Here is a 24,956-nt window from a genome sequence, read left to right on the forward strand (position 1 = left end):
TCGCGGCCCTTCGGGCCCCGACGAAAAGAGACCCGATACTCGCGCCTTCGGCGCATTGTCTCGGGTCTCTTTTCGTCGGGGCGGCCGCGACCGCCGCTGCGCGGCGGGGCCTCCTCGGGGTCGGCCCGTGCTGGCTGGGTTGGTGGGGGCCGTCGGAGGCGGGGCTGGGTTGGTGCGGGGGCGGGGGCCGTCGGAGGCGGGGCCGGGTTGCGGCGGGGGCGGGGGTCGGGGGGTTTGGCAGGATGGCGGGGTGTCCGAACCCAGCTCGTTCTCCTTCCGCGTCGGTGCCCGTCTCTCCGGGGGGCGCCACGGTCGTGCCGGTGTGATCGCCACCCCGCACGGGGAGATCGCTACGCCGGCGTTCGTGCCGGTGGGGACCAAGGCGACGGTGAAGTCGGTGCTGCCGGAGACGATGCGGGAGATGGGGGCCCAAGCGCTGCTGGCCAACGCCTATCACCTGTACCTGCAGCCGGGCGCCGACATCGTGGACGAGGCGGGTGGGCTCGGCGCGTTCATGAACTGGGCGGGGCCCACCTTCACCGACAGCGGCGGCTTCCAGGTGATGTCGCTGGGGGTCGGGTTCAAGAAGGTGCTGGCGATGGAGGCGGTCGACGTGCGGTCCGACCAGGTCATCGCCGCGGGCAAGGAGCGCCTCGCCACGGTCGACGACGACGGGGTCACGTTCCGCTCGCACCTGGACGGGTCGAGGCACCGGTTCACGCCGGAGGTGTCGATGAGCATCCAGCATCAGCTCGGCGCGGACATCATGTTCGCCTTCGACGAGCTGACCACACTCATGAACACCCGTGGCTACCAGGAGGAATCGCTCGAACGCACGCGCCGGTGGGCGCAGCGCTGCCTCGACGAGCACGAGCGGCTCACCGCCGCCCGCACGCACCGGCCCTACCAGGCGCTGTTCGGCGTCATCCAGGGCGCGCAGTACGAGGACCTGCGGCGCAAGGCCTGCCGCGACCTGGAACAGCTGCGGGGCGCGGCGGGAACGGGTTTCGACGGCTACGGCATCGGCGGCGCGCTGGAGAAGCACAACCTGGGCACCATCGTCGGCTGGTGCTGCGACGAACTGCCCGAACACAAGCCGCGCCACATGCTCGGCATCAGCGAGCCGGAGGACATCTTCGTCGCCGTGGAGAACGGCGCGGACACCTTCGACTGCGTGAACCCGTCCCGGGTCGCGCGCAACGCGGCCATCTACGTCGACGAGGGCCGGTTCAACATCAACACCAGCCGCTTCCGCCGCGACTTCACCCCCATCGACGAGAACTGCGACTGCTACACCTGCGCCAATTACACCCGCGCCTACCTGCACCACCTGTTCAAGGCGAAGGAGATGCTGTCGGCGACGCTGTGCACGATCCACAACGAGCGCTACACCATCCGGCTGGTCGACCGGATCCGCGAGAGCATCGAGGGCGGCTACTTCGACGAGTTCAAGGCCGAGGCCCTCGGCCGCTGGCAGGGCCGGATCAAGGCCCCCACCAGCTGATTCCGGCGGGGGCCTCGCGCCGGTTCAGTCGTGCAGGGCGTCGGCGGGCGCCGGCGCGTAGGTGGGTTCGTTGCGCTTGAGCCAGGCGATCACCGCGTAGGTGATCGGCAGCACGACGACCTCGACCAGGGTCTTCCACACGAAGCCGATGATCACGTAGTTGACGAAGGACTTCCACGAGTCGATCCCGATCGCGGTGGCCGCGATGGAGCAGAAGATCAGGGTGTCGGCGAACTCGCCGACGACGGTGGACCCGATGAGCCGCGCCCACAGGTGCTTCTCCTTGGTGCGCTCCTTGATGAGCACCAGCGTCGCCGAATTCAGCAGCTGGCCGACGACGTACCCGGCCAGGCCCGCCAGCACCAGCTGCGGGGTGGTGCCGAGGACGGTGCGGAAGGCTTCCTGGTTCTCGTAGAACCCGGCCGCGGGCAGCCGGATCGCGATCGCGAAGCACGCGACGGTGAGCAGCAGCGCGGCGAAACCGGTGTAGATGGCGTGCCGGGTGGCGCGGAATCCGTAGACCTCGCTCAGCACGTCGCCGAGCACGTAGGCCAGGGGGAACAGGAAGAAGGCGCCGTCGGTGACGATCGGCAGGATCTGCAGCGGGCCGAGCGACAGCGAACGATCGCCGAAGAACTCGACGCCCTTGGTCGCGCAGATGTTGGAGATGATGAGGGTGGCGGTGAAGAACGCCACGATAACCGGGTAGTACCCCCGCGCGACCTGGGCGAATGCCGGATGCGGTGGCGCGGGGTGTCCAGACTCGCTCGCGCGGTCGGGTTTCTCTGAAGCAGTCACATCGCTCATCCAACCAAGGGTGGGTCACCGGCGGCGTTCGTGCCCGGCGATTCCGTAGTCCGGCCTATCGATGTGCGCTCCGGGAACAACCGATTAGGCTGTAGCAATGACGAATCCCGGCGATTCCGACCAATGGTGGAAGCAGTACGGCGGCTCCGGCGTGTCCCCGGAGTCCGGCTCGGCGCCGCAGTACCCGACCGGCCAGCCGTCCAGCTACCCGTCGGCGCCGCAGCAGCCGACGCCGCCGCCCTCGGCCCCGTCCTATCCGGCCTACCCGCAGCAGCCCGCGCCGTCGTACCCGGCCCAGCCGCAGCCGCAGCCCTACGGCGCGACGCCCTACCCGGCGGCACCCGCGTACCAGCCCTACGGCGCGTACCCGCAGCAGCCGCAGGGCACCAACGGCCTGGCCATCGGCTCGCTGGTCGCCTCGCTCATCGGCGGCTGCACCTGCGTCGGCTCGATCGTCGGCATCGTGCTCGGTTTCATGGCGATGAACCAGATCAAGGAACGCGGCGGTGAGGGCAAGGGCCTGGCCATCGCGGGCATCGTGATCGGCGGCATCACGATCGTCGGCTGGATTCTGTACATCGTGCTGATGCTGATTCTCGGCGCGAGCAGCAGCAGCACCAGTTACTGATTCGAATACCGATGCGCGAAGGGCGCTTCCGAGATGATCGGAAGCGCCCTTCGTGCTGCGTGGGGTGCGGGTGTCAGCCCTTGACGACCTGGGTGCCGCCGGCGAACTTGTCGTGCCAACCCTGCTTGTTCGGGTCCTGCTCGATGGTGATCGCGATGTAGATCGCGAGGCCCGCGCTGACCAGGTTGCCCAGGCAGTAGATCACGGCGGGCAGGATGTAGAGGTTGCGCTTGAGCGAGGTGACCGGGTCGAGCTGACCGCCGCCGGGGGCGACGACCCGCAGGCCGAGGATCTTCTTGCCCAGCGTCGCGCCCTGGGTGACCTCCATGCCGACGAAGTAGCCGAGGATGGCGGCGGTGGTGATCACCGCGGACAGGATGTTGACGCCGATCCCCGTGCTGCCGATCCCGCCGCCGAGGATCAGCGACAGGACGATCGTGATCGGGACGCCGACGATCAGGTAGTCGATGACGCGGGCCGCGAGCCGGATGCCCAGGTCACCCGGCTGGGTGCCGCCGGGGCTCGGCTGCTGGAACTGCTGCTGGCCGTAGGGGTCCTGGCCGTAGCCCGCGGGCTGCTGCTGGGCGTAGGGGTCCTGCCCGTAGGCGGGCGGCTGCTGGGCGTAGCCGCCCTGCTGCTGGCCGTACTGCTGGGGCTGACCGTACTGCTGCTGACCGTAGCCACCACCCGGCTGCTGACCGTAGGCCGGCGGCTGCTGACCGTAGCCGCCCTGCTGCTGGCCGTAAGGGTCCTGGCCGTAGCCGGGCTGCTGCTGCGGCTGGCCGTACGGATTCTGCCCGTAGGGCTGGCCGCCCTGCGGGTACTGATTGGGGTCGTAACCACCGCTGGTCATAAATTCGTCCTACTCGAGATCAAAGATCGGTCGAATAGGTACGTTACGGATATCAGTGACGTTCCAACAACCCGATGTCTTCGAGAATCCAGGGCTCCGCGGGAATCGTCACCGGGTCGAAAAGCCCACGTAGCTCCGTCATCGTGCGGGCCTCGTAACCGAGGGAGCGCGCGAGGAGGGCCAGCACGTCCGACGGCGTGTTGCCCAGGGCGCGCTGGTCGGAGAGGGTCACCGCGCCATCGCGTTTGGCCAGGCGCCTGCCCTCGCCGTTGAGCACGAGCGGCACGTGGGCGTAGGTCGGCACGGGCAGGCCGAGCAGTTCGGCGAGGTAGGCCTGGCGCGGGGTGGAGGACAGCAGATCGTCGCCGCGCACCACCTGGTCGATGCCGCTGTCGGCGTCGTCGACCACGACGGCGAGGTTGTAGGCCGGCGTACCGTCGCCGCGGCGCAGCACCAGGTCGTCGACCCCGCCGCGGTAGGCGCCGTGCAGCAGGTCGGTGATCTCGTAGTCGGTGACCTCGGCGCGCAGGCGGAGGGCGGCCGGGCGGCCCGCGGCCCGGCGTTCCCGGCGCTGCCGATCGGAGAGCTCGCGGCAGGTGCCGGGGTAGGCGCCCATCGGCGCGTGCGGCGCGGTCGCGGCCTGCTGGATCTCGGCGCGCGTGCAATAGCACTCGTAGGTGCGTCCGGCGGCGGTGAGCCGGTCGATCGCCGCGGTGTAGCCGGCGAGCCGTTCGGACTGGAAGAGCACCGGTCCGTCCCAGTCGAGGCCGATCGCGGCCAGGTCGTCGAGCTGGCGCTGGGCGGCGCCGGGCCGGACGCGGTCGAGGTCCTCCACGCGAAGGACGAAGCGGCGGCCGGTGGTCCGGGCGAACAGCCAGGCGAGGACGGCGGTGCGCAGGTTGCCCAGGTGCAGGTCGCCCGAGGGGCTGGGGGCGTAGCGCCCGGCGCCGGGCGCCGGGGTGGCGGCCATGCCGGTCATCTTAGGAGCCGCCGCGCAGCCGGGGGCGGAGCAGGTCGCCGGGGATCTCCTCGTCGGCGTCGAGCAGGTCGCACAGGGTCCGCGCGTGGGCGATGAGCCCCGCCAGGTCCACGTCGTGGGCGGGCTCGTCCTGGGGACAGCTCGCCAGCCTGCCCGCCGCGCGGCGCAATAGGGTACCCGCGCCCTTGGCGTTTCCACGTTGGATGTGGGTGATGCCGACGGCGTACTGGGCCAGCCCCTGCCACAGCATCCGTTCCGCAACCGGGGCGCCCTTCCAGGCGGCTTCCAATACTTCGTGGGCGTTGAATGCCAAACCGTCGTCCAGCAGTTGCTGAGCGAAGTCCAGAGTTTGCTGGGGCGGCAGGTCGAGGTCGTCGGGTATCCGGGGGACGCCGACGCTACCCGGGGGTAGCGGACGGCCGAGCCGGTCGCGCGGACGGGAATTACGTGCCCTACCAGCGTCGTCGCGGTCGCGAAAGATCATTACCCCATCATCCTCCCCGCGGAATGTGGATGCCCATGTGACGGAAGTGGCGCAAGTGAATTTGACGCATCACGCACTTTCCTGTGACACGACAAAGGTTCCGATCGCGCGTCACCTAATCCGCCGGATCTTCCGGCAATGTCTCCGCAAACACGGATCTTCGCAAGCTTGGCAAAGGCGGATGAGAACGCAAATTCTCATCCGCAAACTTGCGGAAGACCTGCTAGGGTTTCCAGCGCAGGGGCCGCCCCAGGTATGACCACGTGGTGCAAGCGAAATCAGAAGTTATCCGGTTCTCTACGAACGAAAAGGAGCAAGTGCGGTGGAGGTTGACGTGACTGATGCTGCGTGGCGGAAGAGCACCTACAGCGGTCCCGACGGGAACTGCGTCGAGGTCGCCTTTCTCGCCGACGGCAATGTCGCCGTCCGCGACACCAAGGATCACGGCCGTGGGCCGATTCTCGCCTTCGCGCCCGGTGACTGGCAGACCTTCCTGTCGGGAGTGTCCGCCGGCGAGTTCACCCGCGCCTGACACGTAGCAGTACGTAGACGGCTCTTCTGGCCCCGGGCACGGGGGAGGCTCGGGGCCGTCGCGGTGTCCACGCCTATGGTGTGACGGGTGACCCGGCTGGCCCCGCGGGACGCGACCATGTACTGGCTGTCGCGGCGCGCACCCAATGATCTGTTCCTCGTCTATTGTTTCGCCGATTCCGGCGCTTCCGCCGAAGATCTGCGGACAATTCTCGTCGACCGCAGCGCGCGGATCGATGATCTGCGGTTACGGCTGCGCACCGTCGCCGGAAACCTGGAATATCCACGGTGGGAATTCGTCGAATTCGGGTCCCGGCAATTGTTCGGTCACGAGGAGGTAAACCTCCCGTGGCCATCGGTGTCTGCTCGCCTCGGCGAACTTCTGGGCACCGGGCTGGACGCCACCCGCTGCCCGTGGCGGGCCCACGTCTTCCGGGGCGTCGACGGCGCGCCCGCGACGGACGGTCCCTCGGTCGTGGTCGTCCTGCAGCTGTCCCACGCGCTGGCCGACGGCACCCGCGCGGCGGCGATCGCCCGCGCGCTGTTCGCGCCGGGCATGGATTTCCCCAAGCCTGTGGATAACCCTGTGGATCACTCCCCGGAAAAGCCCACAGCCTGTGGACAACTCGGGTCGGCGGTTGTGGACAACTCGGCCATCGCCGGAATCGCCCGATTCCCGAATCAGCTGCGCCGGACGGTGATCCGCGGCACGGCCGCGGGTCGCGCCCGCCGGGAACTGGCCGGGCGCACCGCGGCGGGCGAGATCCCCGCGCCCACCGTGCCTTTCGCGCCTACCGCGCTCAACCCGCCGCATCCCGTCGACGCGTGCGCGCATCGGGCCGGCGTCCGGGTTTACGACGCGGCCGAGCTGCGGGTGCCCGGGTACACGGTCACCGTGTCCGCGCTCACCGCCATATCCCGTGCGCTCGAGCGGTTCTCGCCCGCGGACCGGCTCGGCGCCCAGGTGCCGATGGCGCTGCCCGGCGCGGGCGCCGCGGGCAACCACTACCGGGGGCTGTCGATCGATCTGCGGGTGGACGAACCGGATCTCCGTGTGCGCGCCGCCGCCCTCGCCGAGTCCCTGCGGACCCGCCGCGCCCGCGCCACGCACCCCCTACAGGACGCGCAGGACGCCGTCGACGCCGTCGTCCCAGCGGTTTTCGCGGCGCGCGACATCGCGCGCGCCGACCTGTCCTCGGTGCCCGGCGCACTGGACGGCAACACCGTCGTGTCGAGCGTGCACCGCGGGCCCGCCGACCTGGCGCTGGCGGGCGGCGACGTGCGCTGGACGGGCGGCTTCCCGGCGCTGGGCACGGTCATGCACCTGACCCACGGTGTGCACGGGCTCGGCGACACGGTGACGCTGTCGGTCCACGCCGACGCCGCCGTGCTGCCGGATCCGGAACGCTATCTGGCGCTGCTGGATTCGGCGGTCGCCGAGGTCGGCGCGGCCCTGCGGGACGGGTCGGGCGGCAGCACCTGATCGAGCAGGTCGGCCAGCGCGACGGGCGCGCCGCAGGGCCCGCCCGCCCGCTCCAGCTCGGTCCCCACGACGTGCAGCGCGGAGTAGACCGCGGCGACCGCGTCGGTGCCCGCTGCCGCGCCCGAGACCAGCCCGTCGATGCGGAACGGGCAGGAGTAGTCCGCGGCGGCGCCGGTGCGCCGTGGGATCCCGATCTCGATGAGGACCCGGCCGCCGCCGGGGTCGGCGCACAGCCGCTCGTACCAGGCGACCACGGCGGAAGGCGCGGCGCGCGTGCCGGTTTCGTAGTGGCCGAGCGCCGCCCTGCTGTAGGGCACGCGGGCGGCCATGGCGGTGAGGGACAGCCCCGCCTGCTCCCGTAGCCGCCGCAACCGCGTTCCGACGATCCCGGCCTCGTTCCGATGCTCGCCCCGACTGGACATGGCGCACATCGTAGAAGGTGTAGACGATCTGTAGACGGTTTTTGCTGTCCTAAAGGTCTTGGCGGCGACCATACTCGGATCCGGCGCCTTCGAGAGTCACCCTACCCCCCGCCCCGTTCACGCAGGACTGTTCCGAAAGGGATCCGATGGACGTATTCGTGTGGATCGTCGTGGGTTTACTGGTTTTCGGCAGCATCACCCACGCGTCGTTGGGCGTCCCGGCGGAGCCGGGCCGTCACCGGCGCGCGCCGGGCAGGCCCGGCGCGGCCCCCTCGCCGCGCACCAGCTCGGTGAGGAGCTTCTCCACGTCCGACCGGTCGCGCGCCAGGGCGCTCCACCCCCGGAGGACCCGGCCGTCAACGGATTTCGTCACCCAGGAGCCGACCGCGTGCGCGCCCTGAGGATCGAGCGCGTAGTAGATGGTGCCGACGGGGCGTGCGATATCCATGCCGCGGACCCAGCCGGTCAGCGCCTCGCCGTCCCACATCCGCATCTCGCCGCGCACCCGGGCCGAATCCACCTCGGCGGCAAGCGCTTCGGCGGCGGAGTCGATGAGCAGGTGGTCGCCCTCGTGCCGGATGGTCACCGGCGCCACCTCGACGTCGTCGCCGTGCTCGGGGCGCTGCCATGCGGCCCACCAGTCGCCGCCCAGGTCGACGCGGGTGTCCACGATGCCCGCCAGCTCGGCCAGCGAGATCTCCAGCGCGTCGGCCAGCCGGATGGCGACCGGCAGCGTGGGCGACTGTTCCTCCGATTCGTACCGGGTGATCTGCCGCGAGCTCACCCCGATCGCGGCGGCCAGCGCGGGCTGCGACAGCCCGAGCAGCCGCCGCCGCTCCTGGATCACCTTCCCCGTTCCGGTGTTCATTCAGTCATCGCCTCTCCTGCCGGCCCCTACCGTCAACCCCTGCCCGAACCCGTGCACCCCGAAACCCGCGCAGCGCAGGGCGGTGCGCGCGCCCGCCTCCACGACCGGTGGCGCGCCGACCATGCCGACTGCGCCGCCGATTCTTCCATTTCTTCGCTGCAGCAGGCTCGTTTCGTGCTGAACCAGCACGGCCGCTGCGGCCCCACCTGCCTGCAGCACCTGGCGGCAACCGCCTACAGCACCGGGCTGATCGACGACTGTTGACCCCTCCACGCCCGAATTCCCGCCGACGGCGGGGCAGTTCGCGGGGTGACGCAGGCTACTCGGCATCCCGGTGGCGAATATTTCGACACGCGGACGATCGCGTCCCGCAACCTGACCCGGGCGCGATCCGCCGCTACCGTCGCGAGTATGTCCGACGCGCTCCCCGAGGACGACATCCTGGCCCTGCCGCTGCGGCAGGGCTGGCGCGACCGCCTGCGGCTGCGCAGGCCGTTCCGCCTGCCCAGTCAGCGCGCCACCGCCGACAACATCATCACCGCCCCCACCCCGCTCAAGCCGATCGACCTCACCGACGACGCCGAGGTCGCGCAGGTCCTCGACCTGGCGGTCCGGGTCGGGGAGGTGGTGCTCGCGGCGGGCACCGGTGTCACCGACACCTCCGCGCAGGTCCGGTTCATCGCCTCGACCTACGGCCTGGACAGCTGCGACATCGACGTCACCTTCGACGCCATCCGCATCTGGGCCGACCGGGGCCCGCGGCTGCCGCCCGCCAGCGACATGCGCGTGGTGACCTACCGCTCGCTCGACTTCACCCGGCTGGCCGCCGTCGACCGCCTCACCCGGCGCATCCGCACCCTGGCCGTGCCGGTCGACCAGGCGCACGCGGCGCTGGACGAGATCATCGCGGTGCGCCACCCGTATCCGCGCTGGGTGTCCACGCTGGGCTGGTCGCTGCTGGCGGCCTCCATCGCGGTGCTGCTCGGCGGCGGCCTGCTCGTCGTCGCGGTGAGTTTCGCGGCGACGGCGGTGATCGACGTGGTCAACCGGGGGCTCAACCACCTGGGCCTGCCGATGTTCTTCCAGCACATGGTCGGCGGCGTGCTGGCCGCGGCGCCCGCCATCGCACTGGCGGCGGTCGGTACCCAGCGCGCCGACGCGGCGCTCATCGTGGCCGCGGGCATCACGGTGCTGCTGTCCGGGCAGCAGCTGGTCGGTTCGGTGCAGGACGCCATCACCGGCGCGCCGATCACCGCGGCCGCGCGCATGCTCGAGGTGGTGATGATGACCGGCGGGATCGTCGCGGGCATCGGTCTGGCGCTGCGGTTCGCCACCGTGCTCGGGCTCGCCGTCCCCGGCATCGGCACCGCCGTCGGGCGCGACATCGAGAACCTGCCGGTCAAGCTGCTGGCCGGTGCGGCCGCGGCGATGGCCTTCGTGCTCGCCTGCTACGCCGAGCGGCGGGCGGTGTTCAGCGCCGGCCTCAGCGGCGCGGGCGGCACGCTGGTCTACCTGGTCGCGCAGGACTTCGGCTTCGGGCCGGTCACGTCCTCGGGCATGGCGGCGATCCTGATCGGCCTGGCCGGTGGTCTGCTCGCCCGGCGGGCGCTGACGCCGCCGCTGGTCGTCGCGGTCGCGGGCATCACGCCGCTGCTGCCCGGCCTGAAGGTCTACCGCGGGCTGTACGCCCTGCTGCACGACGAGCTCGTGCTCGGGCTCGGGCAGGTGCTCGGCGCCTTCGGCGTGGGGTGCGCGCTCGCCGCGGGCGTCATCCTGGGCGAATGGTTCGACCGGCTGCTGGCCCGCCGTGGTGCGCCGCGCGCGTTCGACCCCGCCTACACGGGGGAGAACTGACCCGGCTCGGCCGGGGTGTCCAGGATCAGCGGCAGGCCGATCGCCCAGCGCATCTGGCTGCGCGCCGACTCGGGCGCGGTGCCCGCGGGCACGACGAGCAGTGCGAGCCGGGCGCCGTTGCTGCCCTCGAGGTGCATGATGCGGGCGTTGGGCGCCGTGGAACCGGTCTCGGCGCCGCGCCAGTCGAACACCAGGCGCACGAGGCGGCCGATGCGCGGCGCGACGGCACTGACGACCTCGTGCATCTCGTCGACGGGACGCAGGGTACGCGGCCACCACGCGCCGTCGATCGGCCCGGGAGCGGTGTCCCGGTCGCGCAGCAGCAGGCGGACGGGTGACTCGGCCGTTCGGCGACCGATGTCGGTGTCGGAAGTCTTCAACACGGGTATGTCGGCTTTCTGGTTCGTGCGCATCGGGCGGCACAGCGACATCGACGCGCGCATACCGCGGCGTTATCGCGCGGCATGCGGATGAGTACCCCCTGCGGCACGTCGGCACGCATCCGAACGGCGACAGTTTCGCGAGGGGCGCCGCGTGGTGCGGCGTGGTGAGAAGGAGTAGGGGTCGGCCGGCAGGCCCCCTGGCCCGGCCGAGAAGAACCATACGGGTGACCACCGACAGGTTCAACGGGTTTCCACGAGAAACGCCCGTGACCGGACGGTCACGGGCGTTCCCGATGGCGGAGGATAGGGGATTTGAACCCCTGAGGGCGTTAACCCAACCCGCGTTCCAGGCGAGCGCCATAGGCCACTAGGCGAATCCTCCGCTGAGCAGCATAGCGGGAGCACCCCCTGGCAAGGCAAATCGCCCCCTCGCGGGCGGCTACTTGCGCAGCGCGGCGAGGACCTTGCGGGCCTGGCCCTCGGCCGCCGTGGCGACCTGGAGCTGGTCGACCGTGCGGTCGCTGAAGATCATCGAGACGTCCAGCTCGACCTCGAAGAAGACGTTGCTGTCCTTGACCGCGAGGGTGTAGTGGTAGGTCGTGTCGGACACGCTCCAGGCGCTGAAGTGCGCCTCGCTGCCGAGGCCCGGCACGGCGCCCGAGGTGCGGCCCGAGCCGGTGGTCGACAGGTGCGAGGACTTCCAGGTCTCCATCCGGTCGCTGCCGTACTTGCTGGCGAAGTCGACGTCGACCGCGAGGCTCGCGTCGTCGGTGCTGCCGTACTTGGTCGGGGCGGTCTCGTTCTCCATCGAGCAGCGCAGCGAACCGCCGCCGGTGCGGCTGTTCGGCTGCTGCTCGGTGTGCTCGGGAGCCTTGTTCTGGCGGGTGGCCCACGTGTCGAGTACGGAACGGTCGAGCAGCGCGCACGCGTCGGTGACCTTGCTCATGCTGTAGTCGCCGTCCCAGGCGTTCTTCTCGTCGCCCGCGCCGCCGCCGAGGGCGAACGCGGCGATGACGCCGCCGACGAGCAGGACGACCGCGCCGAGCACGCCGAGCACGATCCAGGTGGTGCTGCCGCCCGAGCGCTGCGGGGGCCGCGGCGGATAGCCGGGCGCCGCGCCGTAGCCGTACGGCTGGGCGACCGGCGGCTGCGGCACCGCCTGCTGGTAGCCGGCCTGGGGATAGGCGGGCACGGACGGTGGGACGTACCCACCGGCCTGGGGATGGGCCGGTGTGGACGCCTGGGGATACGCGGGCGCCGACGCCTGCGGGTAGGCGGGCGTGGACGGCGGCGCGCCGTAGCCCTGCGGCGGCGCGGTGTAGGGCTGCTGCCCGCCCGCCAGGATGGTCGGATCCGCCCGGGAGGCGCCGCCACCGTCGAAGACGCCCGGACCGGTCTGCGGGACGGCGGCGTTGGGGTTGAACAGGGTCGGGTCCGCGGGCGGGACACCGGGATTCGCGTTGAACAGCGTCGGGTCGGCCTGCGGGACACCGGGATTCGCGTTGAACACGGTCGGGTCGGGGACGGCGCCCGGCGCGGGGGTCGACCACCACTGCCGGTCGGCCTGCTCGTCCTTGTTCCTGTCGTCGCTCACTGCACGCTCCCCTCGGTCAGTGCGGGCGTTCCCCGGCTGCCGGTCGGATCGTAGCCGCCGGCGCCGCGAACGGCCCGCGGAGTACCCGATGACCGGCCACGTTGGACGCAGCCCGGTGACCCGCTACACTGGCCGACGGATCCCGCGCGGCGCGCATCCTGTGAACTCCCCCAGGGCCGGAAGGCAGCAAGGGTCAACGGGCTCTGCCGGGTGCGCGGGGTCCCCTCAATCCTCTGTCGGGGTCCGGCGATCCGATCCGCCCCGGATACCCCACCGATTTCGGGCAAACGCCGGGTAACGTTGGCATCGACAACCCCCCGTCACCTTGCTGCTTGAAAGGCTGCCCAGGATGCCCCGGCAATTGCAGATCGGTTTGATGAGCCACGAGGAGCTCGTGTCCGAGCACGAGTCCCAGAACGCCAACTACGCGACGCTCCGCACCGAGAAGCTCACGCTGGATCTCACCCGAGGTAAGCCGTCTCCGGAACAACTCGACCTATCGGCGGCGCTGCTCTCGCTGCCCGGCGACGGTGACTTCCGCGACGCCGCGGGAACGGACTGCCGCAACTACGGCGGGCTGCACGGCCTGCCCGAGCTGCGCGCGATCTTCGCCGAACTGCTGAACCTGCCGGTCGAGAACCTCATCGCGGGCAACAACGCCAGCCTCGAGCTGATGCACGACAACATCGTCTTCGCCATGCTCCACGGCACCCCGGACTCGCCGCGGCGCTGGGCGTCGGAGGAGACGATCAAGTGGCTGTGTCCCGCCCCGGGCTACGACCGCCACTTCGCCATCACCGAGAGCCTCGGCATCGAGATGATCACCGTGCCGATGCGCCACGACGGCCCGGACGTGCGCGCGATCGCCGAGCTGATCGCGAACGATCCGCAGATCAAGGGCCTGTGGGCGGTGCCCAACTACGCCAACCCGACCGGCGTCGTCTTCTCCGAAGAGGTTGTGCGCGAGCTGGTCTCGCTGCCCGCCGCCGCGCCGGACTTCCGGCTGTTCTGGGACAACGCCTACGCGGTGCATCCGCTGACCGCGACCGCGGCCCCGGTGCTCGACGTGCTCGGCATGGCCGCGGCCGCGGGCAACCCGAATCGCCCGCTGGTCTTCGCGTCCACCTCCAAGATCACCTTCGCCGGCGCGGGCGTGAGCTTCTTCGGCGCCTCGAAGGCGAACCTGGACTGGTACCTCGGGCACGCCGCCAAGAAGACCATCGGCCCGGACAAGGTCAACCAGCTCCGGCACCTGCGCTTCTTCACCGACGCGGACGGCGTCCGCGAGCACATGCAGAAGCACCGCGCGCTGCTCGAGCCCAAGTTCGCCCTGGTCCGCAAGATCCTCGAGGACCGCCTCGGCCCGTCCAAGGTGGCGTCCTGGACCGAGCCGAAGGGCGGCTACTTCATCAGCCTCGACGTGCTCGAGGGCACCGCCTCCCGGGTGGTCGAGCTGGCGAAGGCGGCGGGTATCGCGCTCACCGCGGCGGGCGCGACCTTCCCGTACGGCAAGGACCCCGAGGACCGCAACATCCGCATCGCCCCCAGCTTCCCCAAGGAGGAGGAGCTGGCGAAGGCGATGGACGGACTGGCCACCTGCGTGCTGCTCGCGGCGACCGAGAAGCTGCTCGGCTAGCGGACGGCCAGCACGGCGAACAGCGTCACCGAGATGTGCACGTCCCCGCGGGCGGCGCCCGCGGTCAGGTCCGCCAGGAGCTGATCGCGCTCGGCGACGGTGATCGCGCCGCGCTGGACCGCCATCGAGGAGATCCGCCCGACCAGCGCGCCCGCCCCGGCGGCGTCGTCCTGGATGAGCGCCGCCGAGCCGATGTCGGTGACGGTGAGTCCGGCCCCGGTCAGCAGGCCGGGCAGCCGCCTGCCCGAGAGCGGATTGGTGGTCGCCGAGATCAGGGTGTCGACCACCGCGCGCACCACGCGCGGGTCGCCCGGGTGGACGATGGCGGTGGCCCAGTCGGCGTCGGCGACGACGGTCCGGCCGCCGGGACGCAGCACGCGGGCGATCTCGGCGGCCGCCCGCGCGGGCGCGGTGAGGTGCTGGAACACCTGCTCGCACAGCACCGCGTCGAAACTCTCCGGTCCGAACGGCAGGCCGTAGGCGTCGCCGGTGTGGAAGGTCGCGCTGGAACCGCTGGTCGCGGCCTTGCGCTCGGCGGTGGCGAGCAGCCGCGGATCGGGTTCGACGCCGATCGCGGCGCCGGTCGGCCCCACGGCCTCGGCGAAGGCGAAGACCTCCGAACCGGTGCCCGAGCCGACGTCGAGGGCCCGCTCACCCGGTTGTAGCGCCAGCGCGCCGTGGGTCCACTGCCGCAGCCGCTGTAGGCCCGCCGCGGTCAGGGCGAGATCGTGGGCATCGACGAGTTGATCCCGGCCCGCCTGGTCGAATCGGTCGGGACGTGGGGTGAACACGAGGGACGACGACATGTATCGAGCCTAATGTGAGTTGTGCCACGATGGGAGCATGCCCCGCAGACCTCGCAGCCTCCGCCTGGCCCAGGATCCCGAAGCCGACCGATTGCTGAGCACGGACGACTTCGCGCTGCTGCTCGGGATGCTGCTCGATCAGCAGTATCCGATGGAACACGCATTTCGCGGACCGCAAAAACTGGCGGAGCGGATGGGTGGATTCGGTCTGCGCGCGATCGCGGAGGCCGATCCGGCCGCGTTCGAGGAATTGGCCGCGACGCCACCCGCCATTCACCGTTACGGCCGTTCGATGGCCCGGCGCGCCCAGGCGCTCGCGCAGTACATCATCGAGCACTACGACGGGGAGCCGTCGCGGATCTGGACCGAGGGCGAACCCGATGGAAAAGAGGTGTTGCGCAGATTGCGCGAACTCCCCGGTTTCGGTGAACAGAAAGCGAAAATCTTCCTGGCACTTCTCGGAAAACAATGTGACGTTCGTCCTACCGGATGGCGCGAATCGGCCGGTTCCTACGGAGATGAAGGATCTCGGCGTTCGGTGGCCGATGTCGTCGACGCCGAAACGTTGAGCGAGGTAAGAGATTTCAAGAAGCGGGCCAAGGCGGCCGCGCGATCCGCGTCGTGAATAGAAAGTTCTGATAGTCCGAATCACGTTGTTTTTATGTCTCGCGCCCTCGGTGGATGTGCTTCAGGCTGGCTGCCGCAAGCTCCACTCCAGATGAGGACACAGATATGAAGATGCGGAAGTTCGCCGTGGTCGCGGCACTGGTTGCGGCGACCACCGCGGTTGTCTCCGGCACCTCCTACGCCGAACCGGCTGCCGAGGCCGCTGCCCCGATCAACTACGAGGCCAAGGTCGTCGACGGCCAGAAGTCCGTCATCACCACCGACGCAGGCTCGCTGGTCGTCGAGGACGGCGTCTTCAAGATCAAGGCCGCCAACGGCACCACGGTCGCGGGCACCGAGCTCAAGTACCGCATCGACGACTTCGAGCTGCCCATCGCCGCCGAGATCGCGGGCAACACCGCCACCCTGACCCCCGTGGTCGACGCCTCCCAGGCCGTGTACAAGCCGGTCGCCCTGCCCTACGAGGACAAGGCCCCGTTCAAGAACGAGTACGACCGTGAGGTCGCGGCCTGGTCGCGTCTGACTTCCACCATCTCCATGGGCGCCACCATCGGCACCCTGGTCGGCGGCCTGAGCGGCGCGGCCATCGGTTGCGTCGCCGGCGCCATCGCCGGTCTGGCCGCCACCGGCGTCCTGCTCGCCCTGTTCGGTGCGGGCCCGATCGCGGGTTGCGTCGTCGGCGCCGCCGGTGTCGGCTTCCTCGGCACCCTGATCGGCCAGATCTTCATCACCGCGCCGGTCGCCATCGCCGCCGCGATCCAGTACTTCAGCACCATCAACCAGCCTGCGCCGACCCCGGCCAAGTAATACCGCCCGGTCAGGTCCCGCGACCCCACCCGAATACTTCGGGTGGGGTTTCGCGCTGCTCCGCGAGCCCGGTGGCGGGGCGCTGACCAGCGACTATTCTGTTGCCAACCCCACATTGCGCCGGTTTCGGTTGTCTGGCATCCGGATTCGGGTTAGCCTGATCGTTATGTCCGGCACCCACGCTCTCCTCCCGCGGGTCACCTACGTGACCACCGCGCTGGGTCTGCGTCTGCCGTTGACTCGTGAACTGTGTCGTTCCTGCTGCTGCAGCTGAGCCCTCTCCGGCTCGTGTGCTGCCACGTGGCCCGTGTAGGCAATTCCGTTGGGACAACGGGATTTCAGCAAGGAACTTCATATGTCTGCCCCCATTCTCGACCGTCCTGGCGTTTCCCGGGCCGGTAGCGGTCGCGCCCGCGCCGTCCGCCCCGTCGTCGCCCCCGAGCTCCGTCGCAGCGACAACCCCGCCGCCGCCGTCCTGCGGACCGCCGCCTCCGGCCCGGTCTCGCGCGACAACGCCGCGCGGGCGACGGGCCTGAGCATCGCCACGGTCAACCGCCAGGTCGCCGCGCTGCTCACCGCCGGTCTCCTGCGGGAACGCCCCGACCTCACCGCCGCGGGCGCGGTCGGCCGTCCTCGCGTGCCGTTCGAGATCGACCACGAGGCCTACCTCACCCTCGGCATCCACATCGGCGCCGCGGCCACCAAGATCGTCGCCGCCGACCTGCGCGGCCGCATCCTCGGTGGCCTGGCCATCGCGACCCCGCAGACCGGCCAGGAATTCGCGGTGACCACCGTCGCCCGCAGCGCCAAGGCGTTCCTGCAGCGCTGGCATCGCCGCAAGCCGCTGTGGGCCGGTATCGCCATCGGCGGCCGGGTCGACGCGCTGACCGGTGTGGTCGACCACCCCAAGCTCGGCTGGCAGGGCGCCCCCATCGGCGCGGTGCTGTCCGAGGTGCTCGAACTGCCGGTCTCGGTGGCGCCGCACGTGGAGGCCATGGCCGCCTCCGAACTGCTGCTGCCCACCGTCGACGCGCGCCGCGTCGACCGCACGGCCGGCACCGATCCGCAGCGCGGCTCCAGCCTGTACTTCTACGTCCGCGAGACCGCGGGCATCGCGGTCACCCTCGACGGCCGCGTGCACACCCCGAGCAACGGGCCCGGCTCCATCGCCCACCTGCCGACCGGCTCGGACGTGCAGTGCGACTGCGGCCGACGCGGCTGCCTCGAGGTGACCGTCGGTGACCGGGCGCTGCACGCCAGGGCGGTGGGCCGCGGCATCGTCCCCGCCTACAACGGCACCACCCCGACCGCGATCACCGATGTCTACCGGGCCGCCGAATCCGGTTCCGAGGACGCGCGGGAACTGCTCGCCGAGCGCGCCACCATGCTCGGCCAGACCGTGGCGCTGGTCCGCGACATGCTCAACCCCGACCGCGTCGTGCTCGGCGGCCAGGCGTTCACCGGCTACCGCCCGGCCGTCGCGCACGCCGCGCGCGCCTTCACCGCGAGCACCCAGCTGCCGCCCACCGACATCCGGATCAGCGGATTCGGCGGCAAGGTGCAGGAATTCGCGGCCGTGGTCACCTCGCTGAGCGCGATCTACGCCGACCCGCTCGCCGCCCTGCGGCGGGTCTGACCGCACCGACGACGGCGCCCGGCGGGAAACCGCCGGGGCGCCGCACGTTTCGGGGACGCTACTTGAACGCCGACTCCAGTGCCGTGATGAAGAACGGGAACTGGGAGGCGAAGCGGTACAGGTTGCGGTCGTTGTCGTAGCCGCCGAACCAGTACAGGCCGGGCTGGGAGTCGGCGCTCGGGTCCAGGTCGCGGAACGCGCGGATCCAATTGTCGGCGCGGCCGCTGATGACCGTGTAGGGCAGGGCGCGGGAGAACACCGTCTCCTGGTCCTGCGGCGGGATCTGTTCGCGCCGCACGTTGTCCAGGCCTCGCTGCATGGCCCGGATCCGCCCGGCGAGCACATCGCCGTGCGGGGTGCGCACCGGCAGGTACTTGGGCAGCAGCGCCGCGGCCACGCCGCCGAGCGCGACGGCGACGCCGACCAGCGCCTGCCCGGACGCCAGCGCCAGCGCGACGGTGGCGATCACGCCGAGCACGATCAGCGCGCCGCCGACCCACAGCGGCAGCGAGCGCTGCCTGGCATCGGCGAGCAGGCCGCCGGACACGGCGTCGGCGCGCATGGCGGCGCGCAGCGGCTCCAGCGCGAGCCTGCCCGGCGCGCGCAGCTCCCGCACGGCGACCGAATCGGTGCCCTCGGGCAGCAGCGCCTCGTAGACCGCCCGCTCGTAGTCGCGCAGCTGATCGTCGGGCGGGTTCACCCGGGTCAGCCGCCAGTCGTCCTCGCCGCGCGCGTTCACCGGCGCGATCCACAGGTAGCGGCGGACCGCGAGATCGACCACGGTGGCGGTGATGTCGACCGGATCGACGTGCTCGTCGAGCACCAGGCCCGCCTCGCCGGGCAGGACGCCGTCGGGGGAGGCGAAGGCGAGGTCGCCGCCCGGCCCGGTCACCAGCGGATCGAACTCCTCGGTGCCCGCGACCGCCGCGGCCGCGCGCCTGCGGGCCAGCAGCACCCAGGCCACCATCGCGGCAAGGGCGGCGAGCAGCACGCCGAAGGCGACCAGCACCGGCGTGGTGAAGGCGAAGGCGTTGCCGGACTTGCCGTCCCGGATGTCGGCGTTGGCGGGCACCGTGCCCGGCGGCAGCTGCAGGGTCAGGTCGATGACGTCGCCTCTGCGCACGTCGGTCTGGGTGAGGTAGAGCGTGCCGTCCGGTTCGACCCGGACGTCGGCACAGCCGCGGCTGTTGCCCGCCGAGCCGAGTTTGCAGTCGACGATGCCCATCTGGAAGCTCGGGCTGATCACCGAGACGTCCAGTTTCGCGATGTCGGCGCCGACCGCGCCGACCCAGTGGAAGGTCTGCGTCCCCGGGGCGTCGGCGACGGTGTTGTGCACCGAATAGCGGAACCGGGATTCGCCCGGCGAGGACTTGACGACGAACTGTTCGCCGACGGTCGTCGCCGTGCCCGTGCCCTCGGCCTGCACGTCGGTGACCCGGAAGACCCGTTCGACGTCCTCGCCGATCTTCACCCGCAGCGGCAGCGACATGGTGAACGAGCCCTCCGGCGGCACCGAGACGGTCTCGTCGACCTTCAGCACGCCGGCCCGGTCCAGGGTCAGGTCGGCGGTGATGGAGACGGCGGTTGGCGAGGGCTCCGCGTGGGCTACCGGCGCGGACGCGAGCAGGCCCGCCGTGGCGAGCAGCAGTGCGGCGGCGGTGCCCCCCCGAAATGTGAGCATGGCTGACTACTCTAGACAGCTTGCTATCCTGCTGTCGGCTACCTACTAGACGAGGGGGTACGGCGGGGTGACACAACCACCGTACGGATATGGGCCCACCGGGCCCGGTGGACGTCCGATCCCGCCCCGGCCCGGCTACGGCGCACCGCAGGGTCCGCCCGGCTACCGGCCCGGCTACGGCGCGCCCGGTTACCCGCCGCAGTACGGCCATCCCGGGTACCAGCAGCCCGGATACCCGCCCGCGGGGTACGGGCAGCCGCAGGGATACCGGCCGCCGCCCATGCCGTACGGGCCGCCCGGCCGTCAGCCGCCGCCCCGGCGCAAGCGCGGTGGCGGCTTCACCGCCTTCCTGCTCGTCGTGCTGTTCCTCGTCGTCGGCGGCCTGGTCCGCTACGGCGTCCGGCACGGCTTCGACCTGGAGGCCGGAACGGGCGGCCTCGCACCGAGTTTCACCTTCACCCCGACCAGCGGCGCGGCCGCGCCCGCCGAGACCGGCACCAACCCGTTGCTCACCGACAGCAACGGCGCCCTCGTGCCCGCCTCCTGCGACTACGCCCCGTGGGGCACCGCCGAGGCCAAGGCGCGGGCGTTCTTCGAATCCGCGGCACGCTGCCTGGAGTCGGCGTGGAAACCGCTGCTGGAGAAGAACCAGCTGCCGTACCAGTCGCCCGCGCTGAGCGTCACCGCGACGACCGACGGCATCACCACCCCCTGCACGGGGTCGACCAGTAATTTCGCCGCCTTCTACTGCGCGGCGAACAAGACCATCTACATGCCGATCAGCCAGTTGCAGACCGACATCTTCAAGGACAACTGGGTGGTCTACCTGTCGGTGTTCGCCCACGAGTTCGGGCACCACGTGCAGGCGCAGTCCGGAATCCTGAAGAAGGCCAACAGCGATCGGGTCGACGCGGGCGTGCGGTCCGCCAAGGGCCTCGAGCTCTCGCGGCGGGTCGAGTTGCAGGCCAACTGCTTCGACGGCATGTACATCGGGGTGTCCAACAAGGCGGGCTCGCTGAGCGCGGGGCAGGTCACCGTCGCCAAGCGCGACGCGTACGGCCGCGGCGACGGTCCCGGCGACATGCGCGACCACGGCAGTTCCCAGCACGGCGGCGAGTGGTTCGAGCTCGGTCTCGACCGCAATCGCACGGCCCAGTGCAACACCTTCACCGCCTCGGCGAGCGACGTCAGCTGACCCGGAACACCCGAGGGGCCCGCCGTCTTCCCGACGACGGGCCCCTCGTTCGTATGTCAGTGCCCGAAGCGGCGCTGGCCGTGCGCCTGGACACCCTCCGGGTAGGCGGTCTCCGCGTGCAGCGCGAAGTCGATGCCGGAGGTCTCGTCCTCGGGGCTGATCCGGAATCCGATCACCTTGTCGATGAGCTTGCCGAGGCCGAACGACATCCCGAACGCCCAGGCGGCGACCACGAGGACGCCGACGATCTGCTTGCCGAGCTGGGCGAGCCCGCCGCCGTAGAACAGCCCGTCGACGCCGCCGGTCATCACATGCGTGGCCAGCAGGCCGATGAGCAGGGTGCCGATCACGCCGCCGACGAAGTGCACGCCGACCACGTCGAGCGAATCGTCGTAGCCCCCCTTGTGCTTCCAGCCGACCGCGAAGGAACACACCACGCCCGCGGCCAGGCCGACCACGACCGCGCCGACGGTGTTGACCACGCCGCAGGACGGGGTGATGGCGACCAGGCCCGCCACCGCGCCCGACGCCGCGCCGAAGGTCGTCGGCCTGCCGTCGCGGACCTGCTCGACCAGCAGCCAGCCCAGCATGCCGAGGCTGCCCGCCACGAGGGTGTTGAGGAAGACGGCCGCGGCCGTGCCGTTGGCGCCGAGGGCGGAGCCGGAGTTGAAACCGAACCAGCCGAACCACAGCAGGCCCGCGCCGAGCAGCACCAGCGGCAGGCTGTGCGGGCGCATCGCCTCGACGTTGAACCCGATGCGCGGGCCGAGCACCAGCGCCAGCGCGAGGGCGGAGGCGCCCGAGGCGATCTCCACGACGAGGCCGCCCGCGTAGTCCAGGGCGCCGAAGGCGCTCAGCCAGCCGTCCGGACCCCACACCCAGTGCGCGATCGGCGCGTACACGGCCAGGGTCCACAGCGGCACGAACAGCATCCAGCCGGAGAACTTGGCGCGGTCGGCGATGGCGCCCGAGACCAGGGCCGCGGTCAGCACCGCGAAGGTCAGCTGGAAGGTGACGAACAGCAGCTCCGGCACCGATCCGCGGACGGACTCCGGATTGATCCCGGCCAGGCCGAGATGCTCGAGCCCCCCGATGAGCCCGGCGCCCGCGTCGTCGCCGAACGCGAGGGTGTATCCGGCGATCAGCCAGACCACGGTGACCAGCGGGATCGCGATGAAGCTCATCATCAGCATGTTCAGCACGCCTGACGAGCGCACCATCCCGCCGTAGAACACGGCCAGCGCCGGCGTCATCAGCAGCACCATGGCGGTGGCCGCGAGAAGCCAGGCGGTGGCCGCGGGATCGATCGTTGCGGGCACGGTAACTCCTTTCACGCGTGAATGCGTCGCGAAGAAATTACCGAACAGTCACCGGCCCCACCTGCGGCAGATGGGTTTCAGGCGCGTTGGCCCTTGGCCAGGGCACGCAGTCCGCGCCTGCCGGGAACGGGCAGCTCGGTGCCGTCGGTGAGCCATTCGGCGGTGGTGAGCCACAGCCGCTGGCGGTGCGCGTCGGCGACGTCGAAGAAGACCCGGCGCCCGCGATCGTCGCGCAGATCCCGCGACAGCGTCGCCCACGACGGCGGCCGCTCCCGGGTCGCGGCGTAGTCGGCGGCGAACGCGGCGACCATCTTGCCGATCATGTTCACCGGCTTCTGCGACACCCGGTTGCCGTACTTGGTGGTGTGCCAGCGCCGCGCCGCGCACAGCGAACCCGGTGCGGCGCTGGAGGCGATCCAGCCGGCGCGCTGCGCGCGCTCGATCAGCCACAGGTGCTTGACCGCCGACGGCGCGATGTCGCCGACCTTCTCCTGGATCAGGGCCATGATCTGCGGGTCGCCGAGCGCGTCCCGGCGGGTCGGGCCGACGCCGTGCTCGCTCCAGTGCGTGGCCGCCACCCGGGCGAGGATGCGGCCGAACTCGTCGATGTGCCGCTGCGCGCGCCGGCCGAGGCGTTCGATGCGCTCGGCTTCGCGGCGCATCTCGTTCTGCGCGGTGAGCGTGCGGATCGCCGCCATCGTGGGGACCTGGCCGCGTTCGAGGAGTTCCAGAATGGCCGCCGAGGTCGCCGGGTCGGCCGCGGCGGCGACCGGTAGCGAATCGCGTTTGATGGCGTAGTCCTGCGGGCTGATGGCGCGGCTGAGCAGGCCGACAGCGGCGACGTCGCCGGCGAAGTCGGTGTTGGCGAGCCAGGCGGCTGCGATGTCGTCACACGACAGCACGGTGAAACGTTCCTCCGTAGGCGCGGTGGGGGAGCGATCGACGGGCATGGCGCGGGGGTGTAACGCCGGATGCGAGGGGGCGATATGGAGTGCGTGAATGTTGTGCCCCGGTCGGGATGAGGGACCGGCCGGGGTCACCAACCTGATGAAGGTTTGGCCACCGAAGTTGCCGTTATCAACGGTAGCCAGCGAATTGCGCACTTGTCATGGCGGGTGATGCTTTCGTGACTTCCGGAAAAACGGCGTTCAGCCGAGGCAATGTCCGTTGATCGCGACGGTTGTGCACCGCGCGGTCGTTACGGGCGTCTTCGGCGTACCGGAAGTCGGTGGGATCGCCCCGTCCGGATGGGGTAACTCGGAAAACGCCCGGAGATGCCCACCCTGCGTGTATGTGTGATTTAGATCACTGTTTGGCCGGGTGCAAATCGGTTACAACCTGGGGCTCCGGCCGCGGTGCCGCCTGTCGGTGGTTGTCTGTAGATTCTTGGCGTGGCTCTGTACCGGAAGTATCGACCGGCAACGTTCGCTGAGGTGGTAGGGCAGGAGCACGTCACCGAACCCCTCAGTACAGCGCTGGACACCGGCCGTATCAGTCATGCCTATCTCTTCTCCGGTCCGCGCGGCTGCGGCAAGACGTCGTCCGCGCGCATCCTGGCCCGCTCGCTGAACTGTGCGCAGGGCCCCACCTCCACGCCCTGCGGCACCTGCGCCTCCTGCGTGGCGCTCGGCCCCGGCGGCGCGGGCAACCTCGACGTCATCGAGCTCGACGCCGCCAGCCACGGCGGCGTCGACGACACCCGCGAGCTGCGCGACCGCGCGTTCTACGCGCCCGCCGAGTCGCGGTACCGGGTGTTCATCGTCGACGAGGCGCACATGGTCACCACCGCGGGCTTCAACGCGCTGCTCAAGATCGTCGAGGAGCCGCCCGCGCACCTCATCTTCATCTTCGCCACCACCGAGCCGGACAAGGTGCTGCCGACCATCCGCTCGCGCACCCACCACTACCCGTTCCGCCTGCTGCCGCCCGCCACCATGCGCGGCCTGCTCGGCAAGATCTGCGAACAGGAGCACGTGCCGGTCGAGGAGTCGGTCTATCCGCTGGTCATCCGGGCGGGCGGCGGTTCCCCGCGCGACAGCCTCAGCGTCCTCGATCAGCTGCTGGCGGGCGCCGGTCCCGAGGGCGTCACCTACCCCCGCGCGGTCGCCCTGCTCGGCGTCACCGACATCGCCCTCATCGACGACGCGATCGACGCGCTGGCCGCCGCCGACGGCGCGGCCCTGTTCGGGACCGTCGACCGGGTGATGGAAGCGGGTCACGATCCGCGCCGCTTCGCCGTCGACCTGCTCGAACGCCTCCGCGACCTGATCCTGCTGCGCGCCGTGCCCGATGCCGCCGAGCGCGGCCTGGTCTCGGGCCCCGGCGACGTGCTCGAGCGCATGCGCGACCAGGCCGACCGCCTCGGCCCCGCCACCCTCGCCCGCTACGCCGAACTCCTGCACGCCGGCCTCGGCGAGATGCGCGGCGCCACGGCCCCCCGCCTGCTGCTCGAGGTCATCTGCGCGCGCATGCTCCTGCCCTCGGTCTCCGACGCCGAGTCGGCGACCCTCCAGCGGCTGGAACGGCTCGAACGCGGTCTCGCCGGCGGCGCGATCCCGGCCGCCCCCGCGCCGGGCGGCGCCCCGCGCGCCGACGACCGCGAAACCGCCACCCCCGCACCCCCTTCCGCGCCCGCCGCCCCCACCTCCCGCCGCCGCGGCGCCGAACTGCTCGCCGCCGCCCGCGCCGACCGCGAGGCGGCACGCAACGCCGACCGCGGCGACCAGCCGCAGGCTGACGCCGCGCCGGCACCGGGCGAGGCCCCGACGACACGCCCCGCCGAGCCGGCGGAGCCTCGACCCGGGTCGGCCGACGCGCAGGGTGTGGGCGCCACCGATGGGCCGGCGGCCCCGCCCGGTG

Annotated in this window: 24 protein-coding genes, 1 tRNA gene and 1 other RNA gene; 13 read left to right on the plus strand and 13 right to left on the minus strand. The window is 70.9% G+C overall.

The genetic code is table 11. The features are described 5' to 3' along the window. The first annotated feature begins 250 nt into the window (after nt 1–250). Nucleotides 251–1,504 (plus strand): tRNA guanosine(34) transglycosylase Tgt, encoded by a 1,254-nt coding sequence (gene tgt / locus ON36_RS01230; RefSeq protein ID WP_043646699.1) that lies wholly within the window; start codon nt 251–253, stop codon nt 1,502–1,504. Nucleotides 1,505–1,528: 24 nt separating this feature from the next. Here tgt and ON36_RS01235 read toward each other — a convergent pair whose 3' ends face one another. After that, entirely contained in the window at nt 1,529–2,311 is a 783-nt protein-coding gene (locus ON36_RS01235) for a queuosine precursor transporter (protein ID WP_083884831.1), read from the minus strand. A 97-nt stretch (nt 2,312–2,408) separates the two neighbouring features. Here ON36_RS01235 and ON36_RS01240 point away from each other — a divergent pair, with 97 nt between their 5' ends. Next, nucleotides 2,409–2,939 carry a DUF4190 domain-containing protein gene (locus ON36_RS01240; protein ID WP_043646703.1) on the plus strand — a complete coding sequence of 177 codons (531 nt, stop codon included), beginning with the start codon at nt 2,409–2,411 and terminating at the stop codon, nt 2,937–2,939. Between the two features lie 73 nt (nt 2,940–3,012). Here the strand turns inward: ON36_RS01240 and ON36_RS01245 are convergent, their stop codons facing one another. From ON36_RS01245 to ON36_RS01255, 3 genes are read right to left on the minus strand one after another with little or no spacing between them, the layout of a single operon-like run. Continuing rightward, nucleotides 3,013–3,792: an RDD family protein gene (locus ON36_RS01245; RefSeq protein WP_043646706.1), complete on the minus strand. Its 780-nt coding sequence runs from the start codon at nt 3,790–3,792 to the stop codon at nt 3,013–3,015. Nucleotides 3,793–3,844: 52 nt separating this feature from the next. After that, a complete protein-coding gene (gene gluQRS / locus ON36_RS01250; RefSeq protein ID WP_373281755.1) occupies nt 3,845–4,771 on the minus strand; it encodes a tRNA glutamyl-Q(34) synthetase GluQRS in 927 nt (308 codons plus the stop codon). Between the two features lies 1 nt (nt 4,772). Continuing rightward, the gene (locus ON36_RS01255) at nt 4,773–5,255 is read right to left on the minus strand and encodes a DUF309 domain-containing protein (RefSeq protein ID WP_043646709.1); all 483 of its coding nucleotides are present in this window, start codon (nt 5,253–5,255) and stop codon (nt 4,773–4,775) included. Nucleotides 5,256–5,589: 334 nt separating this feature from the next. Here ON36_RS01255 and ON36_RS01260 point away from each other — a divergent pair, with 334 nt between their 5' ends. Further along, nucleotides 5,590–5,787: a DUF397 domain-containing protein gene (locus ON36_RS01260; RefSeq protein ID WP_245557813.1), complete on the plus strand. Its 198-nt coding sequence runs from the start codon at nt 5,590–5,592 to the stop codon at nt 5,785–5,787. Nucleotides 5,788–5,874: 87 nt separating this feature from the next. Beyond that, a complete protein-coding gene (locus ON36_RS01265; RefSeq protein WP_043646715.1) occupies nt 5,875–7,269 on the plus strand; it encodes a wax ester/triacylglycerol synthase domain-containing protein in 1,395 nt (464 codons plus the stop codon). Here ON36_RS01265 and ON36_RS35995 read toward each other — a convergent pair. After that, complete coding sequence (locus tag ON36_RS35995; RefSeq protein WP_043646719.1) at nt 7,194–7,691, minus strand: helix-turn-helix domain-containing protein; 498 nt, start codon at nt 7,689–7,691, stop codon at nt 7,194–7,196. The two genes, ON36_RS01265 and ON36_RS35995, sit on opposite strands and share 76 nt — an antisense overlap. 235 nt (nt 7,692–7,926) lie before the next feature. After that, nucleotides 7,927–8,559 (minus strand): helix-turn-helix transcriptional regulator, encoded by a 633-nt coding sequence (locus ON36_RS32475; protein WP_052313525.1) that lies wholly within the window; start codon nt 8,557–8,559, stop codon nt 7,927–7,929. Nucleotides 8,560–8,610: 51 nt separating this feature from the next. On the opposite strand from ON36_RS32475, the gene ON36_RS34395 reads away from it, so the two are divergent. Both ON36_RS34395 and ON36_RS01280 read left to right on the plus strand, forming a co-directional pair. Beyond that, nucleotides 8,611–8,823, plus strand: coding sequence for a hypothetical protein (locus tag ON36_RS34395; RefSeq protein ID WP_157224728.1), 213 nt, complete (start codon nt 8,611–8,613; stop codon nt 8,821–8,823). Between the two features lie 147 nt (nt 8,824–8,970). Continuing rightward, on the plus strand, nt 8,971–10,413 hold the full coding sequence (locus ON36_RS01280; protein WP_083884832.1) for a threonine/serine exporter family protein: 1,443 nt from the start codon (nt 8,971–8,973) through the stop codon (nt 10,411–10,413). On the opposite strand, the gene ON36_RS01285 is transcribed toward ON36_RS01280, so the two are convergent. The 3 genes from ON36_RS01285 to ON36_RS01295 form a co-directional block, all read right to left on the minus strand. Further along, nucleotides 10,395–10,796, minus strand: a complete 402-nt coding sequence (locus ON36_RS01285; RefSeq protein WP_157224729.1) for a DUF5994 family protein — start codon at nt 10,794–10,796, stop codon at nt 10,395–10,397. The genes ON36_RS01280 and ON36_RS01285 overlap by 19 nt on opposite strands. A 294-nt stretch (nt 10,797–11,090) precedes the next feature. After that, nucleotides 11,091–11,178, minus strand: a tRNA-Ser gene (locus tag ON36_RS01290). A 57-nt stretch (nt 11,179–11,235) separates the two neighbouring features. Next, nucleotides 11,236–12,390, minus strand: a complete 1,155-nt coding sequence (locus tag ON36_RS01295) for a hypothetical protein (protein WP_043646725.1) — start codon at nt 12,388–12,390, stop codon at nt 11,236–11,238. 134 nt (nt 12,391–12,524) lie between these two features. Here ON36_RS01295 and ffs point away from each other — a divergent pair. Beyond that, nucleotides 12,525–12,619: signal recognition particle sRNA small type (ffs, locus tag ON36_RS33285), an RNA gene on the plus strand. A 120-nt stretch (nt 12,620–12,739) separates the two neighbouring features. Continuing rightward, complete coding sequence (locus ON36_RS01300; RefSeq protein ID WP_043646728.1) at nt 12,740–14,026, plus strand: aspartate aminotransferase type Ic; 1,287 nt, start codon at nt 12,740–12,742, stop codon at nt 14,024–14,026. Here ON36_RS01300 and ON36_RS01305 read toward each other — a convergent pair. Continuing rightward, on the minus strand, nt 14,023–14,832 hold the full coding sequence (locus tag ON36_RS01305; RefSeq protein ID WP_043646731.1) for a methyltransferase domain-containing protein: 810 nt from the start codon (nt 14,830–14,832) through the stop codon (nt 14,023–14,025). The two genes, ON36_RS01300 and ON36_RS01305, sit on opposite strands and share 4 nt — an antisense overlap. Nucleotides 14,833–14,869: 37 nt before the next feature. On the opposite strand from ON36_RS01305, the gene ON36_RS01310 reads away from it, so the two are divergent. The 3 genes from ON36_RS01310 (at nt 14,870) to ON36_RS01320 (ending at nt 17,902) form a co-directional block, all read left to right on the plus strand. Next, entirely contained in the window at nt 14,870–15,457 is a 588-nt protein-coding gene (locus ON36_RS01310; RefSeq protein ID WP_043646734.1) for an HhH-GPD-type base excision DNA repair protein, read from the plus strand. Nucleotides 15,458–15,564: 107 nt separating this feature from the next. Further along, on the plus strand, nt 15,565–16,266 hold the full coding sequence (locus ON36_RS01315; protein ID WP_043646737.1) for a DUF8020 domain-containing protein: 702 nt from the start codon (nt 15,565–15,567) through the stop codon (nt 16,264–16,266). 355 nt (nt 16,267–16,621) lie between these two features. Beyond that, nucleotides 16,622–17,902: an ROK family transcriptional regulator gene (locus ON36_RS01320; RefSeq protein WP_043646740.1), complete on the plus strand. Its 1,281-nt coding sequence runs from the start codon at nt 16,622–16,624 to the stop codon at nt 17,900–17,902. A 58-nt stretch (nt 17,903–17,960) separates the two neighbouring features. Here ON36_RS01320 and ON36_RS01325 read toward each other — a convergent pair whose 3' ends face one another. Further along, nucleotides 17,961–19,583, minus strand: a complete 1,623-nt coding sequence (locus ON36_RS01325; protein ID WP_043646743.1) for a DUF2207 family protein — start codon at nt 19,581–19,583, stop codon at nt 17,961–17,963. A gap of 67 nt (nt 19,584–19,650) precedes the next feature. Between ON36_RS01325 and ON36_RS01330 the strand changes: the two genes are divergently transcribed. Continuing rightward, a complete protein-coding gene (locus tag ON36_RS01330) occupies nt 19,651–20,778 on the plus strand; it encodes a neutral zinc metallopeptidase (RefSeq protein ID WP_245557815.1) in 1,128 nt (375 codons plus the stop codon). A gap of 56 nt (nt 20,779–20,834) precedes the next feature. On the opposite strand, the gene ON36_RS01335 is transcribed toward ON36_RS01330, so the two are convergent. Both ON36_RS01335 and ON36_RS01340 read right to left on the minus strand, forming a co-directional pair. Further along, nucleotides 20,835–22,097: an ammonium transporter gene (locus ON36_RS01335; RefSeq protein WP_043646747.1), complete on the minus strand. Its 1,263-nt coding sequence runs from the start codon at nt 22,095–22,097 to the stop codon at nt 20,835–20,837. 77 nt (nt 22,098–22,174) lie between these two features. Then, entirely contained in the window at nt 22,175–23,047 is an 873-nt protein-coding gene (locus ON36_RS01340; protein ID WP_245557817.1) for a hypothetical protein, read from the minus strand. A gap of 483 nt (nt 23,048–23,530) precedes the next feature. On the opposite strand from ON36_RS01340, the gene ON36_RS01345 reads away from it, so the two are divergent. Next, on the plus strand, nt 23,531–24,956 hold a 1,426-nt coding region (locus ON36_RS01345; RefSeq protein ID WP_373281756.1), incomplete at its 3' end, for a DNA polymerase III subunit gamma and tau.

Origin of the sequence: Nocardia thailandica NBRC 100428 (assembly GCF_000308795.1) — a bacterium.
Classification (GTDB): Bacteria; Actinomycetota; Actinomycetes; order Mycobacteriales; family Mycobacteriaceae; genus Nocardia; species Nocardia thailandica.

Bases quoted from the DNA above. Each gene is read 5' to 3' on its own strand.
- ON36_RS35995 (WP_043646719.1), bottom strand. From the start codon at position 7,691: ATGTCCAGTCGGGGCGAGCATCGGAACGAGGCCGGGATCGTCGGAACG.
- ON36_RS01310 (WP_043646734.1), top strand. From the start codon at position 14,870: ATGCCCCGCAGACCTCGCAGCCTCCGCCTGGCCCAGGATCCCGAAGCC.
- ON36_RS01305 (WP_043646731.1), bottom strand. From the start codon at position 14,832: ATGTCGTCGTCCCTCGTGTTCACCCCACGTCCCGACCGATTCGACCAG.
- ON36_RS01255 (WP_043646709.1), bottom strand. From the start codon at position 5,255: ATGATCTTTCGCGACCGCGACGACGCTGGTAGGGCACGTAATTCCCGT.
- ON36_RS01245 (WP_043646706.1), bottom strand. From the start codon at position 3,792: ATGACCAGCGGTGGTTACGACCCCAATCAGTACCCGCAGGGCGGCCAG.
- ON36_RS01300 (WP_043646728.1), top strand. From the start codon at position 12,740: ATGCCCCGGCAATTGCAGATCGGTTTGATGAGCCACGAGGAGCTCGTG.
- ON36_RS01325 (WP_043646743.1), bottom strand. From the start codon at position 19,583: ATGCTCACATTTCGGGGGGGCACCGCCGCCGCACTGCTGCTCGCCACG.
- ON36_RS01280 (WP_083884832.1), top strand. From the start codon at position 8,971: ATGTCCGACGCGCTCCCCGAGGACGACATCCTGGCCCTGCCGCTGCGG.
- ON36_RS01340 (WP_245557817.1), bottom strand. From the start codon at position 23,047: ATGCCCGTCGATCGCTCCCCCACCGCGCCTACGGAGGAACGTTTCACC.
- gluQRS (WP_373281755.1), bottom strand. From the start codon at position 4,771: ATGACCGGCATGGCCGCCACCCCGGCGCCCGGCGCCGGGCGCTACGCC.
- ON36_RS01320 (WP_043646740.1), top strand. From the start codon at position 16,622: ATGTCTGCCCCCATTCTCGACCGTCCTGGCGTTTCCCGGGCCGGTAGC.
- ON36_RS32475 (WP_052313525.1), bottom strand. From the start codon at position 8,559: ATGAACACCGGAACGGGGAAGGTGATCCAGGAGCGGCGGCGGCTGCTC.
- ON36_RS01240 (WP_043646703.1), top strand. From the start codon at position 2,409: ATGACGAATCCCGGCGATTCCGACCAATGGTGGAAGCAGTACGGCGGC.
- ON36_RS01235 (WP_083884831.1), bottom strand. From the start codon at position 2,311: ATGAGCGATGTGACTGCTTCAGAGAAACCCGACCGCGCGAGCGAGTCT.
- ON36_RS01315 (WP_043646737.1), top strand. From the start codon at position 15,565: ATGAAGATGCGGAAGTTCGCCGTGGTCGCGGCACTGGTTGCGGCGACC.